A 23356-nucleotide genomic window follows, 5' to 3' on the forward strand; every position below is an offset into this window, starting at 1 on the left:
GCGTCGCCGGGTTGACCGCGGCGTACCTGCTGATCCGGAGGCTGGACTGTCAACTGGTGACGTCACGCCCAGCGGACTGGGCGTCCAACGTCATCGCGCTTTCCAGCGTGACCAGACGGGCGTTCTGCAGCGTCGCTACCTCCCAGCGGCCATTCTGCCACCCGACGGCGAGTAGTTGCATGAAGCAACGGTTCGAGAGTGCTTCGTCCTCGCCCGGCATCACGAGGCAGACGCGGTGGTGCACCACGCCCCAGCCGGGGTGGACGATCCGCGCGAACGGCACCTCGCTCCGGACCATTCGGGAGCCCTTCAGTACGGTGTCGAACATGGGCTGATTGAAGGCGATCACCGCCTCGCGCCCTCGGTGGATGGTTCCCTCGAAGTCCACCAGCTCGGCGTCGTCCGCGAGTTCGGCCGCGAACGCGGCAGCGTCGCCGTTGTTCCAGCCCGCGTTCATCCGCGCCGGGATGGCGGCCATCGCTTCGACCGTCTGTTCCATCTGTTTGCCCTTCTGTTGCTCCGCTTTCAGGCACCATCCTCGGCGGACCAGGCGGGAGAAGCATTGACCATCTGTGCACGGTTGTTGGGTCTGAGCGTCACCGCGTTGTACCCGTAGGTCGCCTTGAAAAGCCGACTGAAGTGCGCCGGATCGGCGAATCCCCAGCTCGCCGCGATGGCCGCGACCGGACGGTCAGTCCCGGCCAGCTCGGCGCGGCATCGCTCCAGGCGCCGCCGCAGCGAGCGCCGCGGGATCAGCATGGTCACGTGCGTTGTCGCGCTGCTGGAGAATCGGACCGGCCGCGCGGGGTCGATCAGGGCGAGGTCGGCGGGACCGAGTACAGCCGTGCTGCCGCCCTGCTCGACACGTACCCGTCCCCGCGTCACCAGCTCGATCTGCCAGAGCTCGCTGTCGGCGTCGCGGGCGGACCGCGCGTCCCGGAAGCACTCGCCTTCCGGAGTCACCAGCTCGGCCAACCGTAGAGGCCCCAGCTCGCGGGTCACGAGGTCAGCGCGGAAGTCCTCGCCCTCGTGCCGCCGGCCGCGCAGGGGCGGCAGGCCACTCGTCGCGAGAGCATCCAGAAAGGCGTCGGCGCCGCTCATGCCACGCCCAGGCACTGTTGTTTCGTCACGCCCGGCCCCCGTCGACGAGGCCGCCGAGGATCAACTCCAGCTTGGCGGACAGCTCGTCGCCGAGTGCGAACGGTGGTGGCTGGTCGGCGATCTGCGGCAGGGCTCACCGTGTGGGTAAGGCAGGCGGAGAACACCTCAGCGACCCCACGGGCCGGTACGGCCATACGGAACTCCCCTCGATCCGGGCTCGACTGAACGGCCAGGCGCAGTGGCTCGAAATGCAGAACAGCACGGTCAGATTGCTGATCTCCGTCAGCCGGCCGGGAACGACGGCGGGATCAGCTGACCCGGGCTGCGGCCTTCTGCACGCGCTCGGTGAACTCGGGGTCTTCGAGGATCTCCGGCCCGGCCACGAGATTGATCAGCCGGACGAGAACCTCACTGACCTCGACGTCCTGCGACGCGGCCCGGTACATGCTGCTCATGAAAGCGTTGATCTGCTCGACCTCGGGAGTTCGCGGCCCCGCGACCTCGGGGTACCGCAGATCGGCTCCCACTGCCGTCGCCCAGGCGAGATCGACCATCGGCGTGACCTGCGTATAGAAGTCCCGGCTGACTCCCGCGCCTTCGGACCAAGGTCTGCCTGCTCGAACCTCCAGACAGCTGTCGAGCAGTTCCGCCTCCAGCGCGGCCATCGCCATGCCCTGACCGTAGATGGGGTTGAAGCTGCACAACGCGTCGCCGAGCGCGACATAGCCGTCGGGCAGCGTGGTGAGCGTCTCGAAGTGGCGGCGCCGGCTGGCGGGGAAGCGGATCAGCGTCCCGTCGTCGAGCGGCTCGGCGCGCTCGATCACCTCGGCCACGTCCTGGGCGGGCACGCTCGCGGCGAACGCCCGGAACCCGTCGAGGTCCACCGGTGATTCCTCGCCGAGGTACCCGAACAAGGTGGCGATCCAGGTGCCGTCCTCCTGCGCGTTCAGTACGGCGCCGCGGCGGTTCTCGGCCGTAGGGGTGATGATCACGGCCTGATCGCCACCGAGCTCTCCAGGGGAGCGCCGGAAGTGTCGCGTCGTGTAGGCGATCCGGATGGTTGCCTCGTCCTCGTCGGGAACGCCGAGTCCGGCTGCCCGCAGCCAGGCGGTTCCGCGGCCGCCACGGCCGGTCGCGTCGACCACGAGCTCGGCTTCCAGGAGCGTGCTCGCGGTCGGGTTGTCGGCGGGTGCGGTGTACACGCCGCTGACCCGGCCGGTCGCGCTGTCGAGGGCCAGCCCGGTCACCTCGTGCCTGTCTCGGAAGGTGACGTTCGGTACGGCGCGCAGCCGTTCGCGGATCCGCCCTTCGAGGAGCGGCCGCCCGGCGAGAACGGCCTGCAGATCCATCGGCGCCCGCTCGGCGCGGTGACCTTCTAACACGTAGCGGATTCCGCCCAGCACGTCGGTGGACACGGCTCCGTCGGCCAGCAGTTCGGCCGTCAGGCCGGGCATCAGCTTCTCCATCGTCTGCCGTCCCAGCCCGGGCAGGATGTGCAGGTGCCGGCTCTGCGGCACACCGCGCCGGTGGGTCCGGTCGTTCGCCGGGAGCAGATCGCGCTCGACCAGCGTGACCCGGGAGAAGTGCCGGGCCAGGCAGTGCGCGGCCAGCAGGCCGGCCACACTGCCGCCGGCGACAACGGCGTGGCCGTACGGTCGATCGTGCGTCATGATTCGAGTCCTTCGTTCGGTGCGGTACAGGGAGGGGAGGTTCCGCCCTGGCCACGCCCGCGAACCACTGCAGGCGGCCGGCAGAACGACCTGGGTCGACGCTAGGAGCCGGACCGAGGCCGGGTCGTGGACCGCGGCGACGACCTCGATGGAACACCGGCGCCACCCGCGGGCTCACCACCAAGATCGTTCTCCTTGAACGAGACGACCGGCGGAACGGACCGGTAGCCACCTCGAGAGCGGCTCTGCCTGGCGTCATGCTCGAGAGGCCGCGGATCCCACGTCGTCTTGACGCCGAGGTGATCCCGTACGTGGCCATGGGCGTGGTCCTTCGGCCAGGTCGGCCTCGGGCGTCTCGCTCATGACGGCGAGCGCGCGCAGCGCCACCACGGCCAGCCAGGTCCACCCGATGAGGTTGCTGAGGCGCTGCCAGATGCCGAGAGTCCCGTCCGCCCCGAGGGCGACGACGAAGATCAGCGGTACGGAGACACCAACCGCGAGGCAGTACCAGCGCCATTGTGAAGTGGGTCGCCATCGCGCGGCCACGAAGCAGGTGATGACGAGGGCCGCCGAGCTGGCCGTCCCCGCCACGTTGTGGATCATCCCGTGCCAGCTCACCTGCTCGACGGGCACCGGGTCGGACACGAAGACGCCGGCCAGCGCCAGCCCGGCCCCGGTCACACCGACCAGGGCGCCCGCCCATCGACCCACGACCCGGGTGATCGCCGCGGAAGATGCCGCGATGAGCAGCCCGGACACGATGAAGTTCGTGCTCTGCAGCCAGCCGCCGCTACCGATCGCCGCCTCGCTGACCGCATTGCGCACGGGGTCGTAGCCCGGCTTGATCGCATCGTTGACCAGGAAGAGCACGATGAACAACACCGGTCCGACCACACCGCACCACAGCAACCCACGCAATGCAGACATGGCGCGAGCGTAGTTACCGGCCGCGCGGTCGCCGCAGATCTTAAGAAGCCGTAAGAGAATCCTCCAGCTCGTGCCTCGAACCTAGGTTGCGGTCATGACGATCAACTGACCCGCTTTCCTGCCGGCCGCATGCTGCCGGCGATGACCGCGATCCCGGTCGTGGCCATGTTCTCCGGCCCTCGTGTCCCCGCTCGTCAGCGTAAGCACAGCCGGTCCAGGTCCGGGTGTTCTTACGTTGTTGAAAGACTTCCCGGTCCGGAGTCCGGCCGTGCCTATGTTCGGGGAACGTCGGCGGCATGGGTGTTGCCTCCCCCATGCCACCGGCCTCAGATCGGACCAGACAGAAAGACGAAGCCGGCGTGTCGAGAGCCAGCGACGAGATGGAGGACGCATGACACGGATGGTGCAATTCGCCTGGCGCACGCTGGTACGGACCAGACCCGTGCCCGGACGCCGGCTGCTGGACCCGGTGGTCACCCGGATGCGGGTGCTGCCGCAGGACCTGGACGCGATGATGGTGGTCAACAATGGCAGCCACCTGCAGCTGATCGACGTCGCGGCCGCCCAGCAGATCGCGGAGATGGGCGGCACGCGCCTCGCGGCCAAGCGCTCCTGGGTCGGGTTCGTCGCGGCGTCCACGATGCGCTACCGCCGGCCCTTGAAGCTGTGGGACCGGATCGAGATCACCTCGCGCGTGATCGGCTGGGACGACCGCCTGTTCTACACCGAGCACGTGATCACTCGCGGCGGGGAGCTGTCCACCCGCGGCGTGGTGGGCCGCCGGTTCGTCAGCACCCGCACGGGCGACCGCATCGTCCCGGGCGACATCGCGTCGCTGCTGGCCCAGGAGCGGGGCTACGTGCCGCAGGAGCGCCCCGAGCTCCCCGCCGACGTCGCGGCTTGGATCTCGTCCTGGAACGGCGCACCGACTGATCCTGTGCCGACCGACCCCACCCCTACCGCGCGGACCGCGCAGTGAACCGACAGGAGCCCTTGGTGTCCACGAACCCCCTCGACGCCGCAGGCTTGCGGGCCGCGCTCGTCGGCAGCCTTGTCCTCCCCGGGGAGACGGGCTGGGACGAGGCGCGCCAGGCCTTTCAACTGGCGGTCGACCAGCGGCCCGACGCCGTCGTACTCGCCGCGTCCCCGAGCGACGTGGTCGCGACGGTGAACGCCGCACGGGCGGCCGGTCTGCGGGTCGCGGCCCAGTCGACCGGCCACAACGCCGGGCCTCTCGGGGCTCTGGACGGCACGGTGCTCCTGCGGACGTCCGGTCTGACCGGGATCACCGAGAATCCCGGGGCCGGCACCGTCCGCGTGGAGGCGGGCGTGCTCTGGGGCGACCTGACGGCCGCCGTCGCTCGTCACGGGTTGGCCGGTCTGGCGGGCACCTCACCGACCGTCGGTGTCGTCGGATACACCCTGGGTGGCGGGCTGTCGTGGCTGGGGCGCCAGCACGGGCTCGCCGCCAACCACGTGGTCTCGGCCGACGTCGTGACGGCCGACGGCGTAGCGCGGCACATCGACGCCACGAGCGACCCCGAGCTGTTCTGGGCGATCCGGGGCGGCGGCGGCAGCTTCGCAGTCGTGACCGCGCTGGAGATCGCCCTCGTACGGACACCCGACCTGCACGGCGGCGTCCTGTTCTTCCCGCTGGAGCGGGCCTCCGAGGTGCTTCACGCCTGGCGGGAATGGACCGCCACCGTGCCGGACGCGGTCACCTCGATCGGGCGGATCCTGCGGTTCCCGCCGGTGCCGGATATCCCGGAGGAGGTGCAGGGTCAGTCGTTCGTCGTGGTCGAGTTGGTCTCGCTCCTGGGGCAGCAGGAGACCGACGAGCTGCTCGCCCCGCTGCGCGCGCTCGGACCCGTGAGGGACTCTGTGCGCCCATCGAGCCCGGCGGAGCTCGCCGCGATCAACATGGACCCGTTGGCGCCGGTGCCCGCAGTCGGCGACGGGTTCCTCCTGACGGACCTCCCCACCGACGCCCTGGACGCCTTCCTGTCCGTCGCCGGGCCGGGCGAGGACTTTCCCATGCTGGGGACCGAGATCCGGCACCTCGGAGGGGCCTTCGCGCCGGACCCGGCGAAGGGCGGCGCCGTGACCGGCCTCGACGCCGGGTACCTGGTCTTCTCGGCCGCGCTCACTCCCGACGAGCTGAGCGCCAAGGTGGCGCACTTCGCCCTGGACCGGCTGCGAGACGCCCTGCGACCCTGGGGAGCGGCGACGTCGTACCTGAACCTCACCGAACGTCCTGGTGGCGCCCCGTTCGCGGACGAGGCCACGCTCGACCGCCTCCGCCGCGTCAAGGCCCTGTACGACCCCGCGGACCTTGTTCGCGGCAACCACCCGGTCGAGCCGGCCCGGTAGGGCCTCGCTGGTCCCGGCCACCTGAGGGATAGCGGCCACGGCGAGGGCCCGTACGGCGGGCTGACGGACCACGTGACGCCTCGGTCCCGGCCGGGTGGCTCGGTCACGTGGTCTTCGGCGCTGCCGAGCAATGCCCGTGCAGTCGGCACACGATCATGCACGGGACGACGCACATCGCGGCAGTCGGGGTCGATCGCCACAGCTACGCGATCGGAGGACTTCAACACGGCCGAACCCTCGGTCCTGACCCGAGTCTTCAACCGCTCCCGAAGCTTGTCCTCTGCGTCAGATCGCGTCGTTCTCCAAGCAGCTCGCGCAATGCGCAACGGCGTACCCGAAAGGGTCAGCGTGGTGCGGATGTCTTGGGATCTCGGTCGAAGTAGGCGACCGCGAAGAGGACCAGAGCGGTCACGACACTCACGCCCGCGTTGGTGAGGAGGTCGGACGTGGCTATCCCGATCTCGTGGCCCCAGTAGGCAAGCTGCGAGGTCGCGTCCCAGAGCAAATACATCAGCGCGTTGACAATGACCAGCTTGCGGCGATCGGCGGCGCGGGACAGTGTCATCGCGATGATGGTGACGGCGATGATCAGGACGTGGTAACCGGCGACGGAGTACCACTGGAAGCGGCGTGTCGGGGTGATCTCGCCGCCACGATAGGCGCGGTCGATGAGCTCGGGGTCGAAGGTGAGGACCACGACCTGCAGCAGGTTGAACGCGACGTAGAACCAGAGGACGACTCGCAACGAAGATTTCATCCCAGACCCCTCTCAGAGGCCGGCATCGGCGGATACCCCCGGACGGACCTCAATCGTGTGGCACCAAAGGCAAGCGTCAGGGGCCATCCCAGGCTCCTGCTCAGCCAGGTCTCAACAAGTTGCACGGCCCTAGAGATCTCCAGAGGCCAATTGTTCCCGCCTCGTCGCACGAAACCGCCGCCTGTACGTCGCGAGCTGGGGTTCGGGGAAAGTCACGGCGTACCGGCTGGCGGCGAAGGAGAGCTCGACGGCCCGGTCACGGTCAGCGTCGATCGCGCCCTGCCCCGGTCGCCCGCCGATCGGGCGACACCATCGTCTGATCCACCCGTCCGAGCACTCGCTGCGGCTCGGGCTCAGGGGTACGGCGGGCGACTCGCGACGGCGGTTCGCCGTACTCACGCTTGAAGGCGCGGACGAAGTGGCTGGCGTCGGCGAAGTGGTAGCGGGCGGCGAGCTCGGAGATGCTCGAGCCGGTGCCGATGCCCGTCGTGAGTTGCTGATGGGCCTGCGCCAGGCGGCGGCGCCTGATGTAGCTGGACGCGGACTCACCCGTGGTGGCGAAAGCTCGCTGGAGCGTGCGCAGGGACACGTGCAGCTCGTTCGCCAGGATGTTAGGGCTCAGGTCGGCATCGGTGAGCAAGGAGTCGGCGAGGGACCGGGCCGCGTCGGCGAGCGCCGCGGCCAGGCGTGGCTCCGATGGGTCGGGACCCTCACCTGAGACCACCGCCCTGGTCAGCTCCACCAGAGCGTTGCGGGCGGCCGTCACCGCCGCCGGGCTTAGGTCGTTCAAGGACTGCTGGACCGCGGTCACATGGGCCATCAGCAGCCGGAGGTCCGCGGACTCCGTGGTGCCGACGATCGCCCGGTCGGTGAACAGCGAACCGAGGTCGGCCGTGGGCAGGATGAGCACGGTCGAGCGGGTCCGTGGACCGATCCCGAAATCCCATGACGGATCGTTGCGTCGGGCAACGAACTGGTTGCGCGCCATTTCGGTCACGTCGCCGCGCTCGCCCGAACGGGTGAAGCGCCATGTTCCGCGCCGTCCGATGTGGACGACAACCCGGTCGTTGAGGTGCTCGAACCGGCCGCCGGTGCCGCCCACGATCGACTCGCTGTAGAGGTCCTCGACGACCGCGTCGTCGATCTTGCTGTGCCGGATGCGGATCCGGTAGTCGCCCGTGCCGACCGGGGACGACGGTGGGATCGGGATCACGCGGCCGACCTGCGCGTCCCAGCGGCGCTCGAGGCTCTCGATCATGTCGTCTTCCTGTGGTGACACAGTGACATCCACTGTGTAGACGCGCTGCTCGCCGGCGGACCGGGGCGCCGGCGCGGGCGTCGGTGCCCCTCGGGTGTTGTTCATGGCCTCCCCTTCAGCTGCGCCTGCCCGTCAATGAACGCGGTACCAGGTTGTCGATCTCCGGGTCGTCAGCAACGGCCACGAGGCACCGAACCGGTTCGGGCCCCCCGCGACGCCCCGGCACGAGATGCACGAGTGGCCTTGTCACAGGACCAGCTCTGCCAGGCGGTGGACATCGTCGATCTCGTCCGTCGCCGAGTTGAGGATGAGCTCATCGGCACCGATGTCGGCGAAGGCTTTCACTACGGTGCGCACCGCTTCTGGCGTGTCGCTCAGTGTGCCGACCACGAGGTCGGTGAACTCGGTGTCGGCGTAGTAATCCTTGAGGTTCCGGCGTCCGAGCCCGGGGTCGGTGAGGGCGAAGTACGCGATACCAACGAGCCACGGCTCACCCTGTCGGCCGGCGTCCCGCCACGCCGTACGCGCCTGGTCGAAGGAGGCCTCCGCCATCGGTGGCGGTACCGAACCGGCGATGTAGCCCTCTCCCCACCGTGCCATCCGCGCGAGAGCAGGCGCGGACATCCCGCCGAACAACAGCGGTATCGTCCGCGCCTCGCTCGTCACCGCCGGGTTGGTGCCACCGCCCACCGGAGCGCCGCCCCAGACCTCGCGATAGGTCGCCAGGTCCGCGTCCATCCGACGGCCACGGCTGCCCGGCCCGAGACCGTCGACGACGAAGTTGTCCGGCCGGATACCCGCACCGATCCCCAGGGTGAGCCGGCCGCCCGAGATCTCGTCGATGCCTGCGACCTCCTTGGCGAACAGGGTGGCGGGCCACACCGTGCTGACCGTGATCGCACTCATCAAACCGATCCGGCTGGTCGCACCCGCAGCCGCGGCCAGCGCGACCGTGTCCATGACTCCCGGGTAGGCGATACGGCCCGTGGTGCCGAGCGTCGAGAACCCCGCCTCCTCGGCCATCGCCGCCCACCGGGGAAGGCGCGCAGGCCGCACGTCGCGAGCCTGGTTGGGAAGTCCGATGCCAATCTTCATCAAGCACCTCATGTCGTATCAGGACGAAACGGCAGCGGGTGCACACGGTAGGCACGCGCCGACGTTCGGCCAGGTTAGGTACGACGAAGCTCCACCTGGGAGAAGCTTTCGGAACCGTAAGAAGTCTGCCGACAGCGACCCCAGTCGGCACACCAGGAAGACGTCAGCCAATCGCCAAGCACGCCGGTGGATGCCGAGCCGCCTATCTGGTTGCCTGCGGCCACTCTCCCCGCTGCCGCAGATCCGGAGTGAGCTCGCCGGGTTACCGCACCGCGGTCAGCTCGGTGTAACGCACGTCGGGCGGGAGCTCGATGACCAGGGCGGTTGTTACGGGTTCGAAAGAATCCCCCGGCGGCACTCTCCTCTGCCCAACACTGGGCACCAACCAGGCGGGGGCAACTCACGAGGCCTGCCCTGCCCAGGCATCACTCAAGAGGAGACTTCATGGCACGCACCCTTGACGACACCATCGCCGCGATCGATGCGCTGGATGCGGACGGCTTCATCGCGGGCCTCAGCACCGATGTCGTCCTCACCTTCGGCAACGCACCGGCAGCCACCGGCCACGACCAGGTTCGCGCGGCCTGCACGCAACTCTGGTCGACGATCAGTGGTGTCCGGCACCGCGTGCAGGACCTCTGGCACCCGGAGCCCGATGTGACCGTCGCGTACATCCAGGTCGACTACACGCGGCTCGACGGAAAAGTCGTGACGGTTCCCTGCGTGGACATCCTGCGCTGGAAGGGCGACGTGGTCGCCGACTGGCGGGTCGTCATCGACATCGCACCGGTCTTCGCCCCAGCCGACGGGATCGTCTAGGGTCCCTGGTCGCGTCATGGCCGTCTCGTACGCTGCGCCAACTCGCGTCCACCGGTGGGGGCGGCGCGTCGCCGGCTCCGTCCATGTCGTGCTGAACAGCGAGAGCACCGGTGAGCAGCTCGCGACGTTCCATCGGACCGCGCCGGCCGTAAGGGGGTAGCGCAACGCGCAATCACTGGATTTTAACTCCAGCGAATAGAGCCTCACTTCATCGAACTCGAGGAGCACCATGCAGTACGTCTTCGTGCCCGGCGCCTGGCATGGCAGCTGGGCCTGGCATCCCGTGGCGCAACGCGTCACCGCTGCCGGCCACGGCGCAGTCGCCCTGACCATGCCTGGGCTGACGGCTGGTGACGATCCCCGGGGTCTGCGCCTCGCGGACGCCGTCGATCACGTGGTCAGAGAGGTGGAACGTCGGGACCTGTCCGATGTGGTGCTGGTGGGTCACAGCTGGGGCGGCATCCCGATCGCCGGTGCAGCGCCTCGACTGGGCGAACGGCTGCGCGGCGTGGCCATGGTCAACGCCTTCGTACCGCGTCCCGGCGAGTCGATGGCGGACGCGATGGGCCCGGACGTCGGCGCGTTCGTCCGCGCCTCGATCGCGGCATCCGCCGACGGGACGATCGGCGTGGATCTCGCCGCGGTCCGCGAGTCCCTCATGCCGGGTGAGCCGGAGACCCTCCAGCGTCTCGTGCACGACCTGCTGCTACCGCAGCCCGGCGGGTACATGCTCGATGCGCTGGGCGAGGTGAATCTCACGAGCCTCAGTGTGCCTCTGAGCTACATCCTGGCCGAGCGGGACCAGGCCCTTGCCGCACCTGGGACGGAGCTCGCGGCGCGAATCGACGCCGAACCGCTGATGGTGCCGGGCACGCACGAAGCGATCCTCACGCACCCGGACGACGTCGCCAAGGCACTGCGCAACGCCACTGGCGGCTGACGCGCCTCGGCGACCCCTCTCCTCGCGCTCGGCCCCCACGGCACCATGCCGCGGCATCGTCCGACAGCCGCAGCACGCTGCCGTGGTCAACGCCCCGATGGAGGCAACTCCCCTCGGCAAGCGCTGTCGTGCCGCGACCCAAATCCTTGTCTGCGCAGCACTGGCGGGAAGCCGGGCAGGACAGAAGCACGAACCCTGACGGTCATCGGGATGGCGGCCCCGCGTGCGTCAACGTACGGCCGCGCGGATCCCGTCAACGGCGAAGTACGCTCCCAGGCCGCCCAGGAACGTCCCCGCCACCCGGTCGACCACGCCCACGCTGCGTGCGTAGACCCGCTGCGGCCCTGGCAGCGACAGGACCGTTGCCACGATCAGGTACCACGTCGTCTCCACCAGCGTGACGCCGACCGGCACCGCCACCAGCGTCACCACTGACGCATCGTGCGGCAACGCGCTCGCGAATATGCTCCCGTAGACCACGATCACCTTCGGGTTGCTCAGGTGCGTGAGCATTGCCGACAGGAACGCCCGCCGTGGCTCCACGCGCACCTCCCCCGCCTCGACTGGCGCCCCGGTCCGGTGCGCGAGCCACATCCGCACCCCGAGGTAGACCAGGTAGATCCCGCCGGCCACTTTGAGCACCGTGAACAGCCATCCGGCGTAGACCAGCGCCACGCTGAGGCCGGTCACTGCGATCACCGAGAAGACCAGGCCGGCCGCCCCGATCCCCGCCGCCGCCAGACGGCCCGCACTCGGGCCCGCCGACAACGCGGTCCGTGCCACCACGATGACGCTCGGCCCAGGACTGATCGCGCCCACCGCGATCACCCCCATGATCGTCAACAACGCGACAACATCCAACACAGCCTGCTCCTCCGGTCGCTGACAGCTAACAGCCCGGGACCCTAACCCGACAGCTCACGATCGGATCACGCTGTTTCAAACCCGTAAGATCTCCACCCGCCGATTGCTCACGAGCGCATGACCGATGCTCTTGCCGATGCCGGTCAGCGCATCGAGATGTTCCTTACGCCCCTGAAAGATTTCCCAGGCGGCCAAGACTTGGTCCTAAGGTCAATCGACCGACCCTGAAGACCGCCGTGACCGTGTGAACCGACGCGAGCTCGACAACCCCTGCGTACGCCACACCTGACACAAGGAACATCACATGACAACACACGGGGAAGCGCCGAAACCTGGTGGGATGCGGCCGCGGCACGAGCCCCAGTCGCGGCCGGACGGACCCTCCCTGGCCCTGGTCCGCGCCCAGGCGCTCCTGGCCTCCCTCGCGCCCGGCGGCGGAGTGACTCCCATCGCCCACGGGGTGGACATCGTCGACACCACCGTCCCCGTGCCAATGCTGAACGGGCTGGTGCTGACCGCAGCGGGACACGACCGCGCCGGCCTGGACCGTGCGCTGGCCGCCGCGGCGGAGCGTCTGCCGGCCTGGTCGATGCAGGTTGTCGGGCACGAACCCACCGGGACGGAGCGGTCCGCGGCGGCCGGCCATGGCCTGCGCGAGCTTCGGTTTCCGACGATGATCCGCCCGCTGGCGGACTTGCCCGATGCGGACGGCATCATGCCGTCCGCGACCTTCCGGACGGTCCGGACGCCGGAGGACCGCGCCGCGTTCGTGCGCGCGCTGGGCGAGTCGTTCGGAGCCGACGCTTCCCTCGGCGAGCCGTTCGTTACCGACGCGGTGCTCGCCCACCCCGGGATCACCGTCTACATCGCGATGGTCGACGGACAGGTCGCGGGTACCGGGATCACGATGCTCGACGACAAGGGCTGGCTCGGGGTCTACTCGGGCGGGACGGTCCCGGCCTTCCGCCGGCGCGGCTTGGGCCGCGCGCTGCTGCTGCACCGTCTGACCGAGGGCCGTCGTGCGGGCGCACACACCGCCTACCTCCAGTCCAGCGAGATGGGCCGCCCGCTCCACGAGAAGCTGGGCTTCCTGGATGGCGACGACGACGTCATCTACTTCACCCACTGACCGGAGGCCAGATGCTCGCCCACGACGTCAGGATCGTCGAGCTCGTACGGCCACCGACCAATCTGGATCGAACCGGTCGGCACGAGAGTCGACCGGCTCGGTCACCCGAGTCGTGGTGTCTTGATGGTCAGCGGTCCGTCATCGACCTCGGAGGCGAGGTGAGACGAGACCTGCGTTGCTGTCACCGGCTGCCGGCACTCAAGGCACGTCGCCATTGCTCGGTCACCTCTGTGCGTAGCCGTTCGACGTCGACGGCGTCCACATCGAGCAGCCGCTGCATGCCGATTCCGCGCAGCTGTGCGATCACGGCGACCGCGACGGACTCGGGGCGAACGGTGTCGCGGACCATGCCCTCGGCGATGCCTGCGGCAACGTCCGCGGCGATGTCGTCGCGGAAGGCGCTGTCTCGCTCCCGGAACGTCGGGGCCAGTTGGGTGTCGGTCACGGCTCCGGACCAGAGCAGCAGAAACGCGTGGCCGGAGGTCGAGGAATGGGCCAGCGCGCCGAGGTAGCCGTCGATCAGGGCGAGCAGGCGGTCGAGTCCGGGCGGCTTCTCCGCCGGCCCAGGGACGAATCCCTCCTGCAGTGCACGGGCAAGGGCGTCGATCAGACGAACAACGTTATGTCGCGAGAGTACTCATCGTCCGCACCCCGGCACGGACCGCCGATGGCAATTGATTTGTTGGTCGACCAACAAATATGGAGGTAGATATGGCCCTACGGCCCGTTTTCCAAGCCCTCGAGTTCCTCCGCGACGATCCGCTGCACACCATGCGGATCGTCCCCGATCCGCTACCCGAACCAGCGCGGGGCAGCGTGCTGCTCAAGATCGAGCGCTTCGTCCTGAGCTCGAACAACATCACGTACGCCCGCTACGGCGACCAGCTCGGGTACTGGGCTCCGTTCCCGGCCCGGGAGCACGGATGGGGACGAGTGCCTGCCTGGGGCACCGCCCGCGTCATCGGCGGCGACTCCGACCTGGCGGCGCCCGGCGAGCTGTTCTACGGCTACCTCCCGATGGCCACGCACGTGTTGGTCGAGGCGGAGCCGCTGCCCAGCGGGTTGCGCGCCACATCGCCGGAACGGTCGGAGATGTATCCGCTCTACCGCGACATGATCCGGATGAACGACCCGGTCGACGACGTGGTGCTCGCGACTACCGGGGGAGTGGCAAAGACTGCGGCTCACCTCAGTGATGAAGTACTGGCGTCAACTCCTGCGCAGGTCGTGTTCTCCAGCGCCACGAGCCGTACCGCCCTCACCACAGCCGTTATGCTGCGGGAGGCGGGCCTGCGGGTTGTTGGGCTGACCGCGGCTGACCGTGCCAAGGCCGCTGCTCGCGCCGAGGTCTTCGACGAGGTCCTGTCCTACGACGAGATCGGAGATCTCGTGGGCATTCCGGGCACCGTGTATGTCGACGTGGCCGGGCACGCCGAGATCACCGCTGCGGTGGCCCGGACCCTCGGATCAGCGCTCGCTCGCAGCCTCCAAGTCGGCGCTACGCATCCGTCGAGCGAGCCTTCCGCGCAGCTCTCCCCGCCGGGGCCACCCGTCGAGCAGTTCAACGTCGGACTTCGCCGGATCGACGTGGCCGCACGGATCGGTGAGGAGAAGATGGCGGCTTTCGAGCAGGCAGTCGAGGAGCCGATCGCGGTCTGGGCCGCCGAGCATCTCGCAGTGGAGAAGGTCACCGGACTCGAACAGGTCCCTCACGTCTGGCACCGCGTGCTGCGAGGTGAAGTCGATCCGTTGACGACCGCGGTGATCGTTCTGTCCTGAGAACGGTTCGCCCAGGACAAACCCTCGGCCACTGCACTGTGGAAGCCCGTCACCTGAACAACCGCTGGTGGTCGCCGCGGCGGCGCTGGTCGCGTGGTGGGTCGGGGCGGGTGGTGTCCGGTTGGCCGGCGGAGTGGGGTCGGGGATCCTCAGTGCAGCAGCATCGATGTTGGCCGGGATGTGGTACCGGGGTCGGCTCGACGCGAAGCAGCTGCAAGCCTGGATCGGCACTACGAGATCGCCAGATGCAGGTGATCCAGCCTCGAGGTCAGTGCGTGCCGATGCGGCTGGCGAAGTCCCGTACGCCGGGCAGGCTGTTGCTGCGGTCGCCGGACAGCAGATCCCGGGTCAGCTGCTGTGCCCAGGGACGGAACCGGACTTCTTGTGGGGTGTCTCGTTCGGCGGTGACGAGGGCCTGGAAGGCGGCTTGCCTGTTGCCGCGGCCATGGAGTGCGAGGGCGGTGTCTTCCCAGTAGCGGGCACGGCGTTCGGGGGGCGGTAATGCTAGTGGGGTCGACCAGGCGGGCCGAAAGCGGTCAACCATCAACGCTGGTTCGTCAACGCACTACCCGGCCAGGAACTGGAGTACAAATTCACCCTGCAGGGCCAGCCTCACCTATGGGGTCTGACCACCGCCATTCTGGATGCCGTTCGCAACGGTGGCCTGCGGGACTGGATCTGCGAGCACGGCAACAACGGCGGCTTCGAGCAATGGGACTTCGACAACCACCTGTTCGAAATCACCATGCCCCGGTCCGAGCGCGGCTACATCGCCTTCATCCCTGCCGTCAACGGCACCTGGATCATCCGGCGAAAGCGATTCTCCGCCGATGCCGAGATGCGCCACGAGGATCTGATCGAAGGCCTGATGCTCGGGCCGAACCCAGACCTACCCGCCGTGATCGCCGACCGCTGGGGGCTGCGCCCGGCCTGGGGAAAGGTCTACCGCAGGGTCCGGTACAACGTCTTGCTGGAGTCACTGGCCTCCGGACATGTCTTCTCGATCATGCTCGACAGGTGCACCGAGCGCGCCGGGCTGGTTGACCCCTTGCACCAAGTCGAGGTCGAGTACGTCCGCACACGCACGCTCCGCCCGGTCGACCTCGGCCTACTGCGCAACGAATACGAACAACTGGTCGCCTTCACGCGCGAGTTCCTGGCCAGCCACGGTGTGGCCAGCCTGGAAGATCACTGGTCGAAGCTATCCTGGCTACGTCCCGCCGCCGGAATGCAGCCGACATGACCAGCTCCCAGAAGGGGACCCGCAGTGGGTGTGCCACCCCGCAAATTGGCCCTCTACGGGCTGGCCGGCTCCGGAAAGTCCACCGTCGCCGCAAACCTCAAAGCCGCGCTGGAAGAGCGCGGGCACACCGTGCAGGTCATCAAGCTCGCCGAGCCGCTCTACCGGATCCAGGGCCACATCTACGCCACCGCGGGCAAGCCGATCGGCCCATGGGAGCACGACAACGACGTGCTGCGCACCGTCGCGACCTGGCTGCGGCGCATCAACCCCGACTACCTGGCCGACGATTTCCTCACCCGAGTCGCGCAAGCCACAACCTCGGTCGTGATCAACGACGACCTCCGCGACGCGGCGGTCGACTACCCCAGGCTGGCGGCCGCCGGGTTCGTCTTCGTGCACGTCACCTGCACCGACGAGGTGCGTGCTCAGCGGCTGCACGCCCGCGGAGACCACACCATCGTCCCTGACTCCAACGCTACCTGGGGCTACGACACGATCTGCGCGGACTACAGCGTCGACACCACAACGCTCGCGCCGCGCGACCTGCACGACCAGGTCGACACCCTTCTCACCAAGTGGCTGGCCCAACCGCTCGACTAGCGGTCCGCGCATCCAGCCCCTGAGCTGGACAGCGAGGACCACACCGTGAACACCACGAATCCAGTCGGCAAGCAGCTCCCTCTCCTCATCGAGCTCAGCTCTCCGGCCGGCCGCGATCGGGCCGTGACCGGAGCGAAGTTCGCCAACCTCGCCTCCGTGGCCGACCGACTCGACGGCCACGCCGCCGTACCGCACGCCGTCAGCATCCCCACCAGTGCCTTCACCGACGCCCTCGGGCCCTCCCGCGCCGCGGCACTGGCCGAGCTGTTTCACGAGGTGGCCGCCACCGCCGGCAACGAACTGATCAACCTCGACACCCGGCTCGCCGCGATCCTCGAATCGCTCACGCTGCCATCGGCACTGTGGAGAGCGCTGGCCAACTGGTGCGCCGACGCCAGCAACAACGGTCCCTGGGCTGTCAGGTCCTCCAGCCTCGTCGAAGACGGCACTGCCCGCAGCCACGCCGGCCTCTACGAGTCGTACTTGCACCTGATGACACTCGCCGAAGCCGCTGAAGCGGTCACCGCCTGCTGGGCCTCGTTCTACAGCCCACGGGCCATCCTGGCCCGGCTCCGAGCCGGCGACACCGACCCGTCCCCGCGAATCGCGGTCATCGTCCAGCAAATGGTGGATGCCGACCTGGCAGGCGTCGCGTTCACCCAGGAAGACCGAACCCTGGTCTGCGCGACCGTCGGCACCGGTGAACACCTCGTCTCCGGGCTAACCGCCGCTCACCGCTACGACATCACCGGCCAGTCCGCCCCACCGCCGCCGTACGACCAAATCGCCTATCTGGCAGGTGAACTGCGAAATCACCTCGGTCATGAGGTCGACATCGAATGGGCCTGGCACCCGGGTGGGCTGCGGCTACTCCAGGTCCGGCCGGTCACCGCCGCCCTGACTGTGGCCACACCAGCCGGGCCGGTCTTCGCCGCGACGTCGCTCTACTACAGCGAGCAGCTCCCCGCCGGCATCGCGCTCGGCGACTGCGCCGAGGTCTACCTCAGCGTCACGACCAAGCGCAGCCCTGCCTTCGGTCTCGCATCCCGGCATGGCGTCACCGTCGACGACGGCTGGCTGATCACCCTCAACGGAACCGGCCTCAACGACCCGGGCTTACGACCGCAGTGGTGGGACGAGCTGACCGGGGAGGTCATCGTTGACCTCGGCCCGTCCGCACGCCAGAACATCCTGTCCGCCACTGACCTGGAGCGGTTCCTGAGCACAGTGCTGAACCTGCAGTGCGACCCACACACGCGACACACGATCCTGCTGCGACCATTCGTCCGCGGGACCTCCGGCGCCGTCACCCGCGCGAACGCCGACGGGTCAACCACGATGGAGCACTCCGCCGAGGGCTTGCTGGCCATCAACCGCGGCCTCACCAGCCCCAGCTCGCTCCGCCTGCCTGCCGTGGACGATGCGCAGTCCTGGGCCGCGCTCGATCCACCGGCACCCTGGCACCTCGACCAGCTGCAGCAGGTTGCTGCGTTCACCCACATCCTCACCGAGCTGTACCCAGGCACCTATCTCGAATGGGTCCACGAAGAGCAGGAGCCGCACTTCATCGACTACTCGACCACGGACACCAATCGGGCCAGCAGCTGGCCCGGGAGCACCCTCAGCACTGGGACAGCGCGAGGCCCGCTGCTGATGCTGCCCGATGACGAGGCTCTAACGCGCCTGTCGATCGCACCCATCGTGTCGATCAACGGCGATGCCGACGTACCCGAAAGCCACTACATCACCTGCCTGCTCGAACGCATCACCCAACTCTCAACACCTCCGATCGTCTACGCAGACCGCCCCTACGTGATCTTGTCCCGACTCATCGGGCACGTCGCCGGGTTCGTCTTCGCCGGCGGATCCGACCTGTGCCACCTTGCGATCCTCCTCCGCGAAGACCACGTACCGGCGATCGTGGCCGACCTCCCCGCGGAAGCAGTCGATGGGCATCTCGCAGTCGTCGACAACGGCCGACTCCACCTCAAAGCTCACGCGCGGACCTGACGACAGCTGGTCGGCGTCCTACGTCGCCGGCAGCCGAGTGGGTAGACGACGCCAGTCGCAGCGACTGCGTCATCAAGTGTGCTGTCTTCCGGAGGGTCGCCGCGCAGAGTCCAATCGAGATGGAGCACGTAGTGGTCGCCCCATCTGGTCAGGTTACGGGTGACGACGTCGACCAGTTCTTGCAGTTCCGATTCGGCGTGCGGGGTGCTCTGCGAGGAGCCGTTCAGCCACCATTCCGCACTCCAGGTCACGTACTCATCGGGCTCGTAATTGAGCTCGTCAGGGTCGCTAACGGAGTCGGATGGGTCCTCGACGTACCGGTTCAGCTCGACCTCGATCGTCCGCTCGACCGTGGGGGGATACGCCATCGTCAAGATCCGTAATGCCTGGTCAAAGCTAGAGCCGGTGAGGGGACTCGAACCCCTAACCACCGCTTTACAAGAGCGGTGCGCTGCCAGTTGCGCCACACCGGCGGGTGTGGGGTACATAGTAGAGGATTGTGTGGGGGGTGCTGCGCGGGTCGGCGGGGTTCAGGGGGCTTTGGGGGGCTCGGGCGGTTTCGGTGCTCGGGGACTCGGTGGGGCTGGTGGCGCTGCTGCTGTATGTGCAGGCGTCGGCCGGGGCCGCGCTGGCGGTGGCGTTGTTGCTGTTGGCGGGGGATTTCGTGCCCGGGTTGTTCGGGGCGCTGGCGGGGGCGATCGGAGATCGGTTCGATCTGAAGCGGGTGATGGTCGCTTGTGATCTTGTGCAGGGGGCACTGACGGTCGCGATGGCCGTCACGTTGCCGCCGCTCGCGGTGCTGTTGGTTCTCGTCGCTGTGCGGGGTGTCGCGGCGCAGGTCTTTCTGGCCAGTTCGCGCAGTGCGATGCCCGCGTTGGTGCGCGACGACCAACTCGAGGCGGCGAACTCGGCGCTCGGCGCGGGTACGAACGGGCTCGAGGCAATCGGTCCGCTGATCGCGGCCGGATTGTTCCTGGTGACCGACGTACGCGGGATCCTGGCGATCGACGCGGTGACGTTCTTCGTGTCGGCGGCCTTGCTCAATCGATTGCCCCGGCTGGAGTCCGGTGAGCGGTCGGGACACAGCTTGTTCAAGGACGCCCGGGACGGGCTCGGGTATATCTGGCGGGCGCGCGCGGTGCGGGTGATCGGGATCGGGTTCTTCGCCGTGGTGGCATTCAACGGGGTCGACGACGTCGCGATGGTGTTCCTCGCGAAGGACGAGCTGCACGGCAGCGATTCGGCCTCTGCGACGTTGTACGCCGGAGTTGGCATCGGTCTCGTCATCGGGTTCGCGATCCTGGCGCGCTACGCGGGTTCATTCACGATGCCGGCATTGATGCTTCTCGGGTTCGCCGTCAGCAGCATGGGCAATCTGCTCACCGGGCTCGCGTGGGCGATCTGGGCAGCGCTCGCACTGCAGATCATCCGCGGGCTCGGCATCGCGGGCATCGACGTCGGAGTCAACACGCACCTGCAACGCGTCGTACCGGCGCATCTGCGGGCGCGGGTGTTCGGCAATCTGTACGGCGCGATCGGGCTGGCGGCCGGGATCTCGTACGTGCTCGGTGGACTGCTCCTTCAGCACACCAACGCGCGCACCACGTTCGTCGCCGCGGGTGCCGGCGGGCTGGTGGCTACGGTTGCGACTGCGATCGGAGTTCGGCGATCGGGCGACGGAGAGCGCGAGCCCCAGGTACGGCGATGAGCGCGATCGCGGCCATCACGAGGAACGCGGCCGTCGGGTGGCCGACGAGCAGGCCGACGATGACCGCCACCACGAGTCCGCCGAGGTTGCCGGCCATCCAGATCAGGCCGGCCGCGGTGCCTTCGGCTTCTCCGGTACGGCGTTCCACGAGCTCCAGCACGATCGGGAGGGCCGGGAGCAGGAGCAGACCGATCAGGGTGATCGCGACGAAACCGGTGAACACGCCGGGGACGACCGCGAGGAGTACGCAGGCCGCGGCGGTCGCGGTCAGGCTGGTGACGAGCAGCGCGGATTCGGCGCGGTGACGGGCGACGAAGATCGGGATCGTGGCGCTGCCGAGGACGCCGGCGACGACGTTGACGAGCAGGATGGTGCTGGCGGTGCCGCCGCTGACGCCGGCGGGTTCGAGGAGCGCCTGGGCGAAGGTGCTCATGGCAACGAAAACGCCGAAGGGGAAGACCGCGAGCACGCACAGGCGGCGGATCAACGGGTCACCCCAGACCGCCGCGAGGGCGCGCAGGCCGGGGCGCTGCGGCGGTGCACCGGCCGCGTGGCCCGGGACGCCGTCGAGGTGCGCGGCTGGAGACGCTGAGGACGCAGGAGCGGTCGCGGCGTCGGCGTGCGAGGTGGTGGCGGGTGGGGCGGTTGCTGCTGTCGGCGCGGCGTGGGCGTCCGCGGGGTCGAAGGTGCCGGGGTGGCGCAGGGCTGCGGCCAGGACCAGGGTGGCGAGGACGCAGAAGACGGCCGTGAGCATGAGCATCGTGGGCAGGGAGGACGCCGTGGTGAAGATCGCGGACAGCAGGAACGCGATCACCATGCCCGCGAAAATGCTTGCGGTTCCGACCGCGATTCCGGTGGGGCGGTCTTTTTCCGCGAGGTAGCGGCCGGTGATGCCGGTGACCGCGTTCAGCACCAGCGGCTGCGCGATCGACGCCAGGATCTGGCCCGCGAGCAGCCAGCCGAAATCGTCGCCGATCAACCGGACGACGGCACCGACAGCGGTCAGTACGGCGCCCGCGATCAGCCCGGGGCGGAACCACCGGTCGAGCGCGATTCCGCACGGGATCGCGAGTACGACGTACAGCAGCGGAAACACTTGCGCAAGCCAGCCGATCGCGCTTTCCGAGACGCCGTACCGGTCGGCGGCCACCGTGGTGACGCCGGCGAAGTTCAGCCAGACCAGCTGGGTCGCCGCTCCCACCAGGGAGTAGCCGACGATCGCCGACCAGTGGCTCCGGATCCGCATGCGCGAACTGTACGCCGGTGCGCCTGCCCGCGGGGGTGCGAAGAAAACGGCGTACAAAAGAAGCATGGTCGATTGGGAGGGGCCGCTCGGCGAAGCGTACGAGCGGGCGACGAAGTACCTGGCGGGGCTGCCGGAACGCCGGGTCGGGCCTCGGGCGACGGCGGACGAACTGCGGAAGGCGTTGGGCGAGGAGTTGCCGGCCGGGCCGAGCGACCCGCGCGAGGTGGTCGCGCGGCTCGCGGACGGGGTGGAGGACGGGCTGCTTCCGAGCGGGAGCGGCCGGTTCTTCGGCTTCGTGTTCGGTGGGGCGACGCCGGCGTCACTCGCGGCGGACTGGCTGACGACGACGTGGGATCAGAACGCCGGTCTGTACGCCGCCTCACCCGCGGCGGCCGTGGTCGAGGACATCACTGCGCGCTGGCTGGTCGAACTGTTCGGTCTACCCGAGACGACATCGGTCGGGTTCGTCACCGGGGCGCAGATGGCGAACTTCACCGGCCTCGCGGCCGCCCGGCATGAGGTACTGCGGCGCGCCGGCTGGGACGTGGAACGGCAGGGGCTGATCGGAGCGCCACGGATCCGGGTGCTGGCGGGGGCGGAGCGGCACGACACGGTGGACCGCGCGCTCAGGTTCCTCGGTCTCGGCACGGACTGCATCGAACCGATCCCGGTCGACGACCAGGGCCGGATGCGGCCCGATGCACTTGCGGAAGCATTTGCGCACGACACTCCACAGATCGTCTGCGCTCAGGCGGGGAACGTGAACACCGGAGCGTTCGACGCGGTGGGCGAGATCAGTGCGCAAGCGCATGCGCACAACGCCTGGGTGCACGTGGACGCAGCGTTCGGGATGTGGGCCGCCGTCAGCGCGTCCCTCGCGCATCTCCTCCAAGGCGTCAAGCAGGCCGATTCATGGGCGACTGACGCGCACAAGTGGCTGAACGTGCCGTACGACTCCGGCCTGGTGTTCTGTGCGCATCCCGAGCCGCACCGCGCCGCGATGTCGATCCGCGCCGCGTACCTGATCCAGGACGAGAACGGGCAGCGCGATTCGCTCGACTACAACCCGGAGTTCTCGCGACGCGCCCGTGGCATCCCGGTGTACGCCGCCATTCGCGCTCTCGGCCGATCCGGGATCGCCGAGATCGTCGACCGGTGTCACGCGATGGCGATCCGCTTCGCCGACGTCCTGCGCGCCGCGGGCGTCGAGGTGCTGAACGACGTCGTACTCAATCAGGTCCTGGTCCGGTTCGGGGAGGACGATGCGGTGACGCGGCGGGTGGTCACCGCGGTCCAGGACGAGGGCACGTGCTGGATGTCCGGCACCACCTGGCAGGGAAAGGCCGCGATGCGGATCTCGGTCACCAACTGGACCACCGGGCCGGACGACATCGACCGGTCGGCGGCGGCCGTGCTGAAGTGCTGGAAACTTTCCTGAACTTTCTGAGCTTTCCTGGGACCGCGTGTCGATTTCCGCTCCGGTCGCTCGACGCAGGTGTGTACGACGACCACCCAGGAGGAAATCACCATGTCGTTCCAGGCCTACTTGGACAAGATCGAAGACAAGACCGGCAAGACCCCGCGGGCCCTGGTCGACGAGGCGAAGAGCCGGGGGTACGACGCGCAGGACGTGAAGGCCGGCGTGATCTGTGACTGGCTGAAGGCCGACTACGACCTCGGCCGCGGGCACGCGATGGCGCTCGTGCACGTGATCAAGAACGGCCCGCGGATCAGCGACAAGCACGTCGGCACCAAGGGCACACACGCGGACCCGACCAACATGCTCTGGCTGGACGGGAAGGCAACCAACCCGCTGACCGCCTAGCGCTACCGTAGGCGG

General features: G+C 68.6%; 24 protein-coding genes and 1 tRNA gene. 12 read left to right on the top strand and 13 right to left on the bottom strand.

The genetic code is table 11. The features are described 5' to 3' along the window. Nucleotides 1-49: 49 nt before the first annotated feature. The 4 genes from ACFYRH_RS35855 to ACFYRH_RS35870 form a co-directional block, all read right to left on the bottom strand. Nucleotides 50-499 (bottom strand): SgcJ/EcaC family oxidoreductase, encoded by a 450-nt coding sequence (locus ACFYRH_RS35855; protein ID WP_387784463.1) that lies wholly within the window; start codon nt 497-499, stop codon nt 50-52. A 26-nt stretch (nt 500-525) separates the two neighbouring features. Next, a complete protein-coding gene (locus ACFYRH_RS35860; RefSeq protein WP_387784464.1) occupies nt 526-1101 on the bottom strand; it encodes a helix-turn-helix domain-containing protein in 576 nt (191 codons plus the stop codon). Nucleotides 1102-1409: 308 nt separating this feature from the next. Beyond that, nucleotides 1410-2771, bottom strand: a complete 1362-nt coding sequence (locus ACFYRH_RS35865) for an NAD(P)/FAD-dependent oxidoreductase (RefSeq protein WP_387784465.1) — start codon at nt 2769-2771, stop codon at nt 1410-1412. 255 nt (nt 2772-3026) lie between these two features. Beyond that, nucleotides 3027-3698: a DUF998 domain-containing protein gene (locus tag ACFYRH_RS35870; RefSeq protein ID WP_387784467.1), complete on the bottom strand. Its 672-nt coding sequence runs from the start codon at nt 3696-3698 to the stop codon at nt 3027-3029. 391 nt (nt 3699-4089) lie between these two features. Here ACFYRH_RS35870 and ACFYRH_RS35875 point away from each other — a divergent pair, with 391 nt between their 5' ends. Both ACFYRH_RS35875 and ACFYRH_RS35880 read left to right on the top strand, forming a co-directional pair. After that, nucleotides 4090-4677, top strand: coding sequence for an acyl-CoA thioesterase (locus ACFYRH_RS35875; RefSeq protein WP_387784469.1), 588 nt, complete (start codon nt 4090-4092; stop codon nt 4675-4677). A gap of 17 nt (nt 4678-4694) precedes the next feature. Then, entirely contained in the window at nt 4695-6068 is a 1374-nt protein-coding gene (locus ACFYRH_RS35880) for an FAD-binding oxidoreductase (RefSeq protein WP_387784470.1), read from the top strand. A 343-nt stretch (nt 6069-6411) separates the two neighbouring features. On the opposite strand, the gene ACFYRH_RS35885 is transcribed toward ACFYRH_RS35880, so the two are convergent. The 3 genes from ACFYRH_RS35885 to ACFYRH_RS35895 form a co-directional block, all read right to left on the bottom strand. After that, entirely contained in the window at nt 6412-6825 is a 414-nt protein-coding gene (locus ACFYRH_RS35885; protein WP_387784471.1) for a hypothetical protein, read from the bottom strand. Between the two features lie 262 nt (nt 6826-7087). Beyond that, entirely contained in the window at nt 7088-8188 is a 1101-nt protein-coding gene (locus tag ACFYRH_RS35890; protein WP_387784473.1) for a helix-turn-helix transcriptional regulator, read from the bottom strand. 141 nt (nt 8189-8329) lie between these two features. Then, nucleotides 8330-9178, bottom strand: a complete 849-nt coding sequence (locus ACFYRH_RS35895) for an LLM class flavin-dependent oxidoreductase (protein WP_387784474.1) — start codon at nt 9176-9178, stop codon at nt 8330-8332. Between the two features lie 444 nt (nt 9179-9622). Here ACFYRH_RS35895 and ACFYRH_RS35900 point away from each other — a divergent pair, with 444 nt between their 5' ends. Beyond that, nucleotides 9623-9997 carry a nuclear transport factor 2 family protein gene (locus tag ACFYRH_RS35900; RefSeq protein WP_387784476.1) on the top strand — a complete coding sequence of 125 codons (375 nt, stop codon included), beginning with the start codon at nt 9623-9625 and terminating at the stop codon, nt 9995-9997. A 229-nt stretch (nt 9998-10226) separates the two neighbouring features. Next, nucleotides 10227-10937 carry an alpha/beta fold hydrolase gene (locus ACFYRH_RS35905; RefSeq protein WP_387784478.1) on the top strand — a complete coding sequence of 237 codons (711 nt, stop codon included), beginning with the start codon at nt 10227-10229 and terminating at the stop codon, nt 10935-10937. Between the two features lie 228 nt (nt 10938-11165). Here the strand turns inward: ACFYRH_RS35905 and ACFYRH_RS35910 are convergent, their stop codons facing one another. Continuing rightward, complete coding sequence (locus ACFYRH_RS35910) at nt 11166-11801, bottom strand: LysE family translocator (RefSeq protein WP_387784479.1); 636 nt, start codon at nt 11799-11801, stop codon at nt 11166-11168. 304 nt (nt 11802-12105) lie between these two features. On the opposite strand from ACFYRH_RS35910, the gene ACFYRH_RS35915 reads away from it, so the two are divergent. Continuing rightward, nucleotides 12106-12930, top strand: coding sequence for a GNAT family N-acetyltransferase (locus tag ACFYRH_RS35915; protein WP_387784481.1), 825 nt, complete (start codon nt 12106-12108; stop codon nt 12928-12930). A gap of 181 nt (nt 12931-13111) precedes the next feature. On the opposite strand, the gene ACFYRH_RS35920 is transcribed toward ACFYRH_RS35915, so the two are convergent. Then, complete coding sequence (locus ACFYRH_RS35920; RefSeq protein ID WP_387784566.1) at nt 13112-13540, bottom strand: TetR family transcriptional regulator C-terminal domain-containing protein; 429 nt, start codon at nt 13538-13540, stop codon at nt 13112-13114. Between the two features lie 101 nt (nt 13541-13641). On the opposite strand from ACFYRH_RS35920, the gene ACFYRH_RS35925 reads away from it, so the two are divergent. Next, nucleotides 13642-14709, top strand: coding sequence for a DUF2855 family protein (locus ACFYRH_RS35925; RefSeq protein ID WP_387784482.1), 1068 nt, complete (start codon nt 13642-13644; stop codon nt 14707-14709). A 268-nt stretch (nt 14710-14977) separates the two neighbouring features. On the opposite strand, the gene ACFYRH_RS35930 is transcribed toward ACFYRH_RS35925, so the two are convergent. Further along, nucleotides 14978-15253 carry a hypothetical protein gene (locus tag ACFYRH_RS35930; RefSeq protein ID WP_387784484.1) on the bottom strand — a complete coding sequence of 92 codons (276 nt, stop codon included), beginning with the start codon at nt 15251-15253 and terminating at the stop codon, nt 14978-14980. A 201-nt stretch (nt 15254-15454) separates the two neighbouring features. Between ACFYRH_RS35930 and ACFYRH_RS35935 the strand changes: the two genes are divergently transcribed. Genes ACFYRH_RS35935 through ACFYRH_RS35945 form a run of 3 tightly spaced genes read left to right on the top strand, consistent with a single transcriptional unit; the run spans nt 15455 to nt 18562 of the window. Further along, nucleotides 15455-15952 carry a hypothetical protein gene (locus ACFYRH_RS35935; RefSeq protein ID WP_387784486.1) on the top strand — a complete coding sequence of 166 codons (498 nt, stop codon included), beginning with the start codon at nt 15455-15457 and terminating at the stop codon, nt 15950-15952. A gap of 24 nt (nt 15953-15976) precedes the next feature. Then, on the top strand, nt 15977-16552 hold the full coding sequence (locus ACFYRH_RS35940) for an AAA family ATPase (protein WP_387784487.1): 576 nt from the start codon (nt 15977-15979) through the stop codon (nt 16550-16552). Nucleotides 16553-16597: 45 nt separating this feature from the next. After that, the gene (locus ACFYRH_RS35945; protein ID WP_387784489.1) at nt 16598-18562 is read left to right on the top strand and encodes a PEP/pyruvate-binding domain-containing protein; all 1965 of its coding nucleotides are present in this window, start codon (nt 16598-16600) and stop codon (nt 18560-18562) included. Here ACFYRH_RS35945 and ACFYRH_RS35950 read toward each other — a convergent pair. Both ACFYRH_RS35950 and ACFYRH_RS35955 read right to left on the bottom strand, forming a co-directional pair. Further along, nucleotides 18547-18930, bottom strand: coding sequence for a hypothetical protein (locus ACFYRH_RS35950; RefSeq protein WP_387784491.1), 384 nt, complete (start codon nt 18928-18930; stop codon nt 18547-18549). The two genes, ACFYRH_RS35945 and ACFYRH_RS35950, sit on opposite strands and share 16 nt — an antisense overlap. Before the next feature lie 32 nt (nt 18931-18962). Beyond that, a tRNA-Thr gene (locus ACFYRH_RS35955) sits at nt 18963-19035 on the bottom strand. A 35-nt stretch (nt 19036-19070) separates the two neighbouring features. Between ACFYRH_RS35955 and ACFYRH_RS35960 the strand changes: the two genes are divergently transcribed. Continuing rightward, complete coding sequence (locus ACFYRH_RS35960) at nt 19071-20270, top strand: MFS transporter (RefSeq protein WP_387784493.1); 1200 nt, start codon at nt 19071-19073, stop codon at nt 20268-20270. Here ACFYRH_RS35960 and ACFYRH_RS35965 read toward each other — a convergent pair. Next, the gene (locus tag ACFYRH_RS35965) at nt 20200-21516 is read right to left on the bottom strand and encodes an MFS transporter (protein ID WP_387784495.1); all 1317 of its coding nucleotides are present in this window, start codon (nt 21514-21516) and stop codon (nt 20200-20202) included. The genes ACFYRH_RS35960 and ACFYRH_RS35965 overlap by 71 nt on opposite strands. A gap of 64 nt (nt 21517-21580) precedes the next feature. On the opposite strand from ACFYRH_RS35965, the gene ACFYRH_RS35970 reads away from it, so the two are divergent. Next, nucleotides 21581-22954 (top strand): pyridoxal phosphate-dependent decarboxylase family protein, encoded by a 1374-nt coding sequence (locus tag ACFYRH_RS35970; RefSeq protein WP_387784497.1) that lies wholly within the window; start codon nt 21581-21583, stop codon nt 22952-22954. Between the two features lie 90 nt (nt 22955-23044). Then, complete coding sequence (locus ACFYRH_RS35975) at nt 23045-23341, top strand: DUF4287 domain-containing protein (protein ID WP_387784499.1); 297 nt, start codon at nt 23045-23047, stop codon at nt 23339-23341. The last annotated feature ends 15 nt before the right edge of the window (nt 23342-23356 follow it).

The organism is Kribbella sp. NPDC004875 (assembly GCF_042873375.1).
Classification (GTDB): Bacteria; Actinomycetota; Actinomycetes; order Propionibacteriales; family Kribbellaceae; genus Kribbella.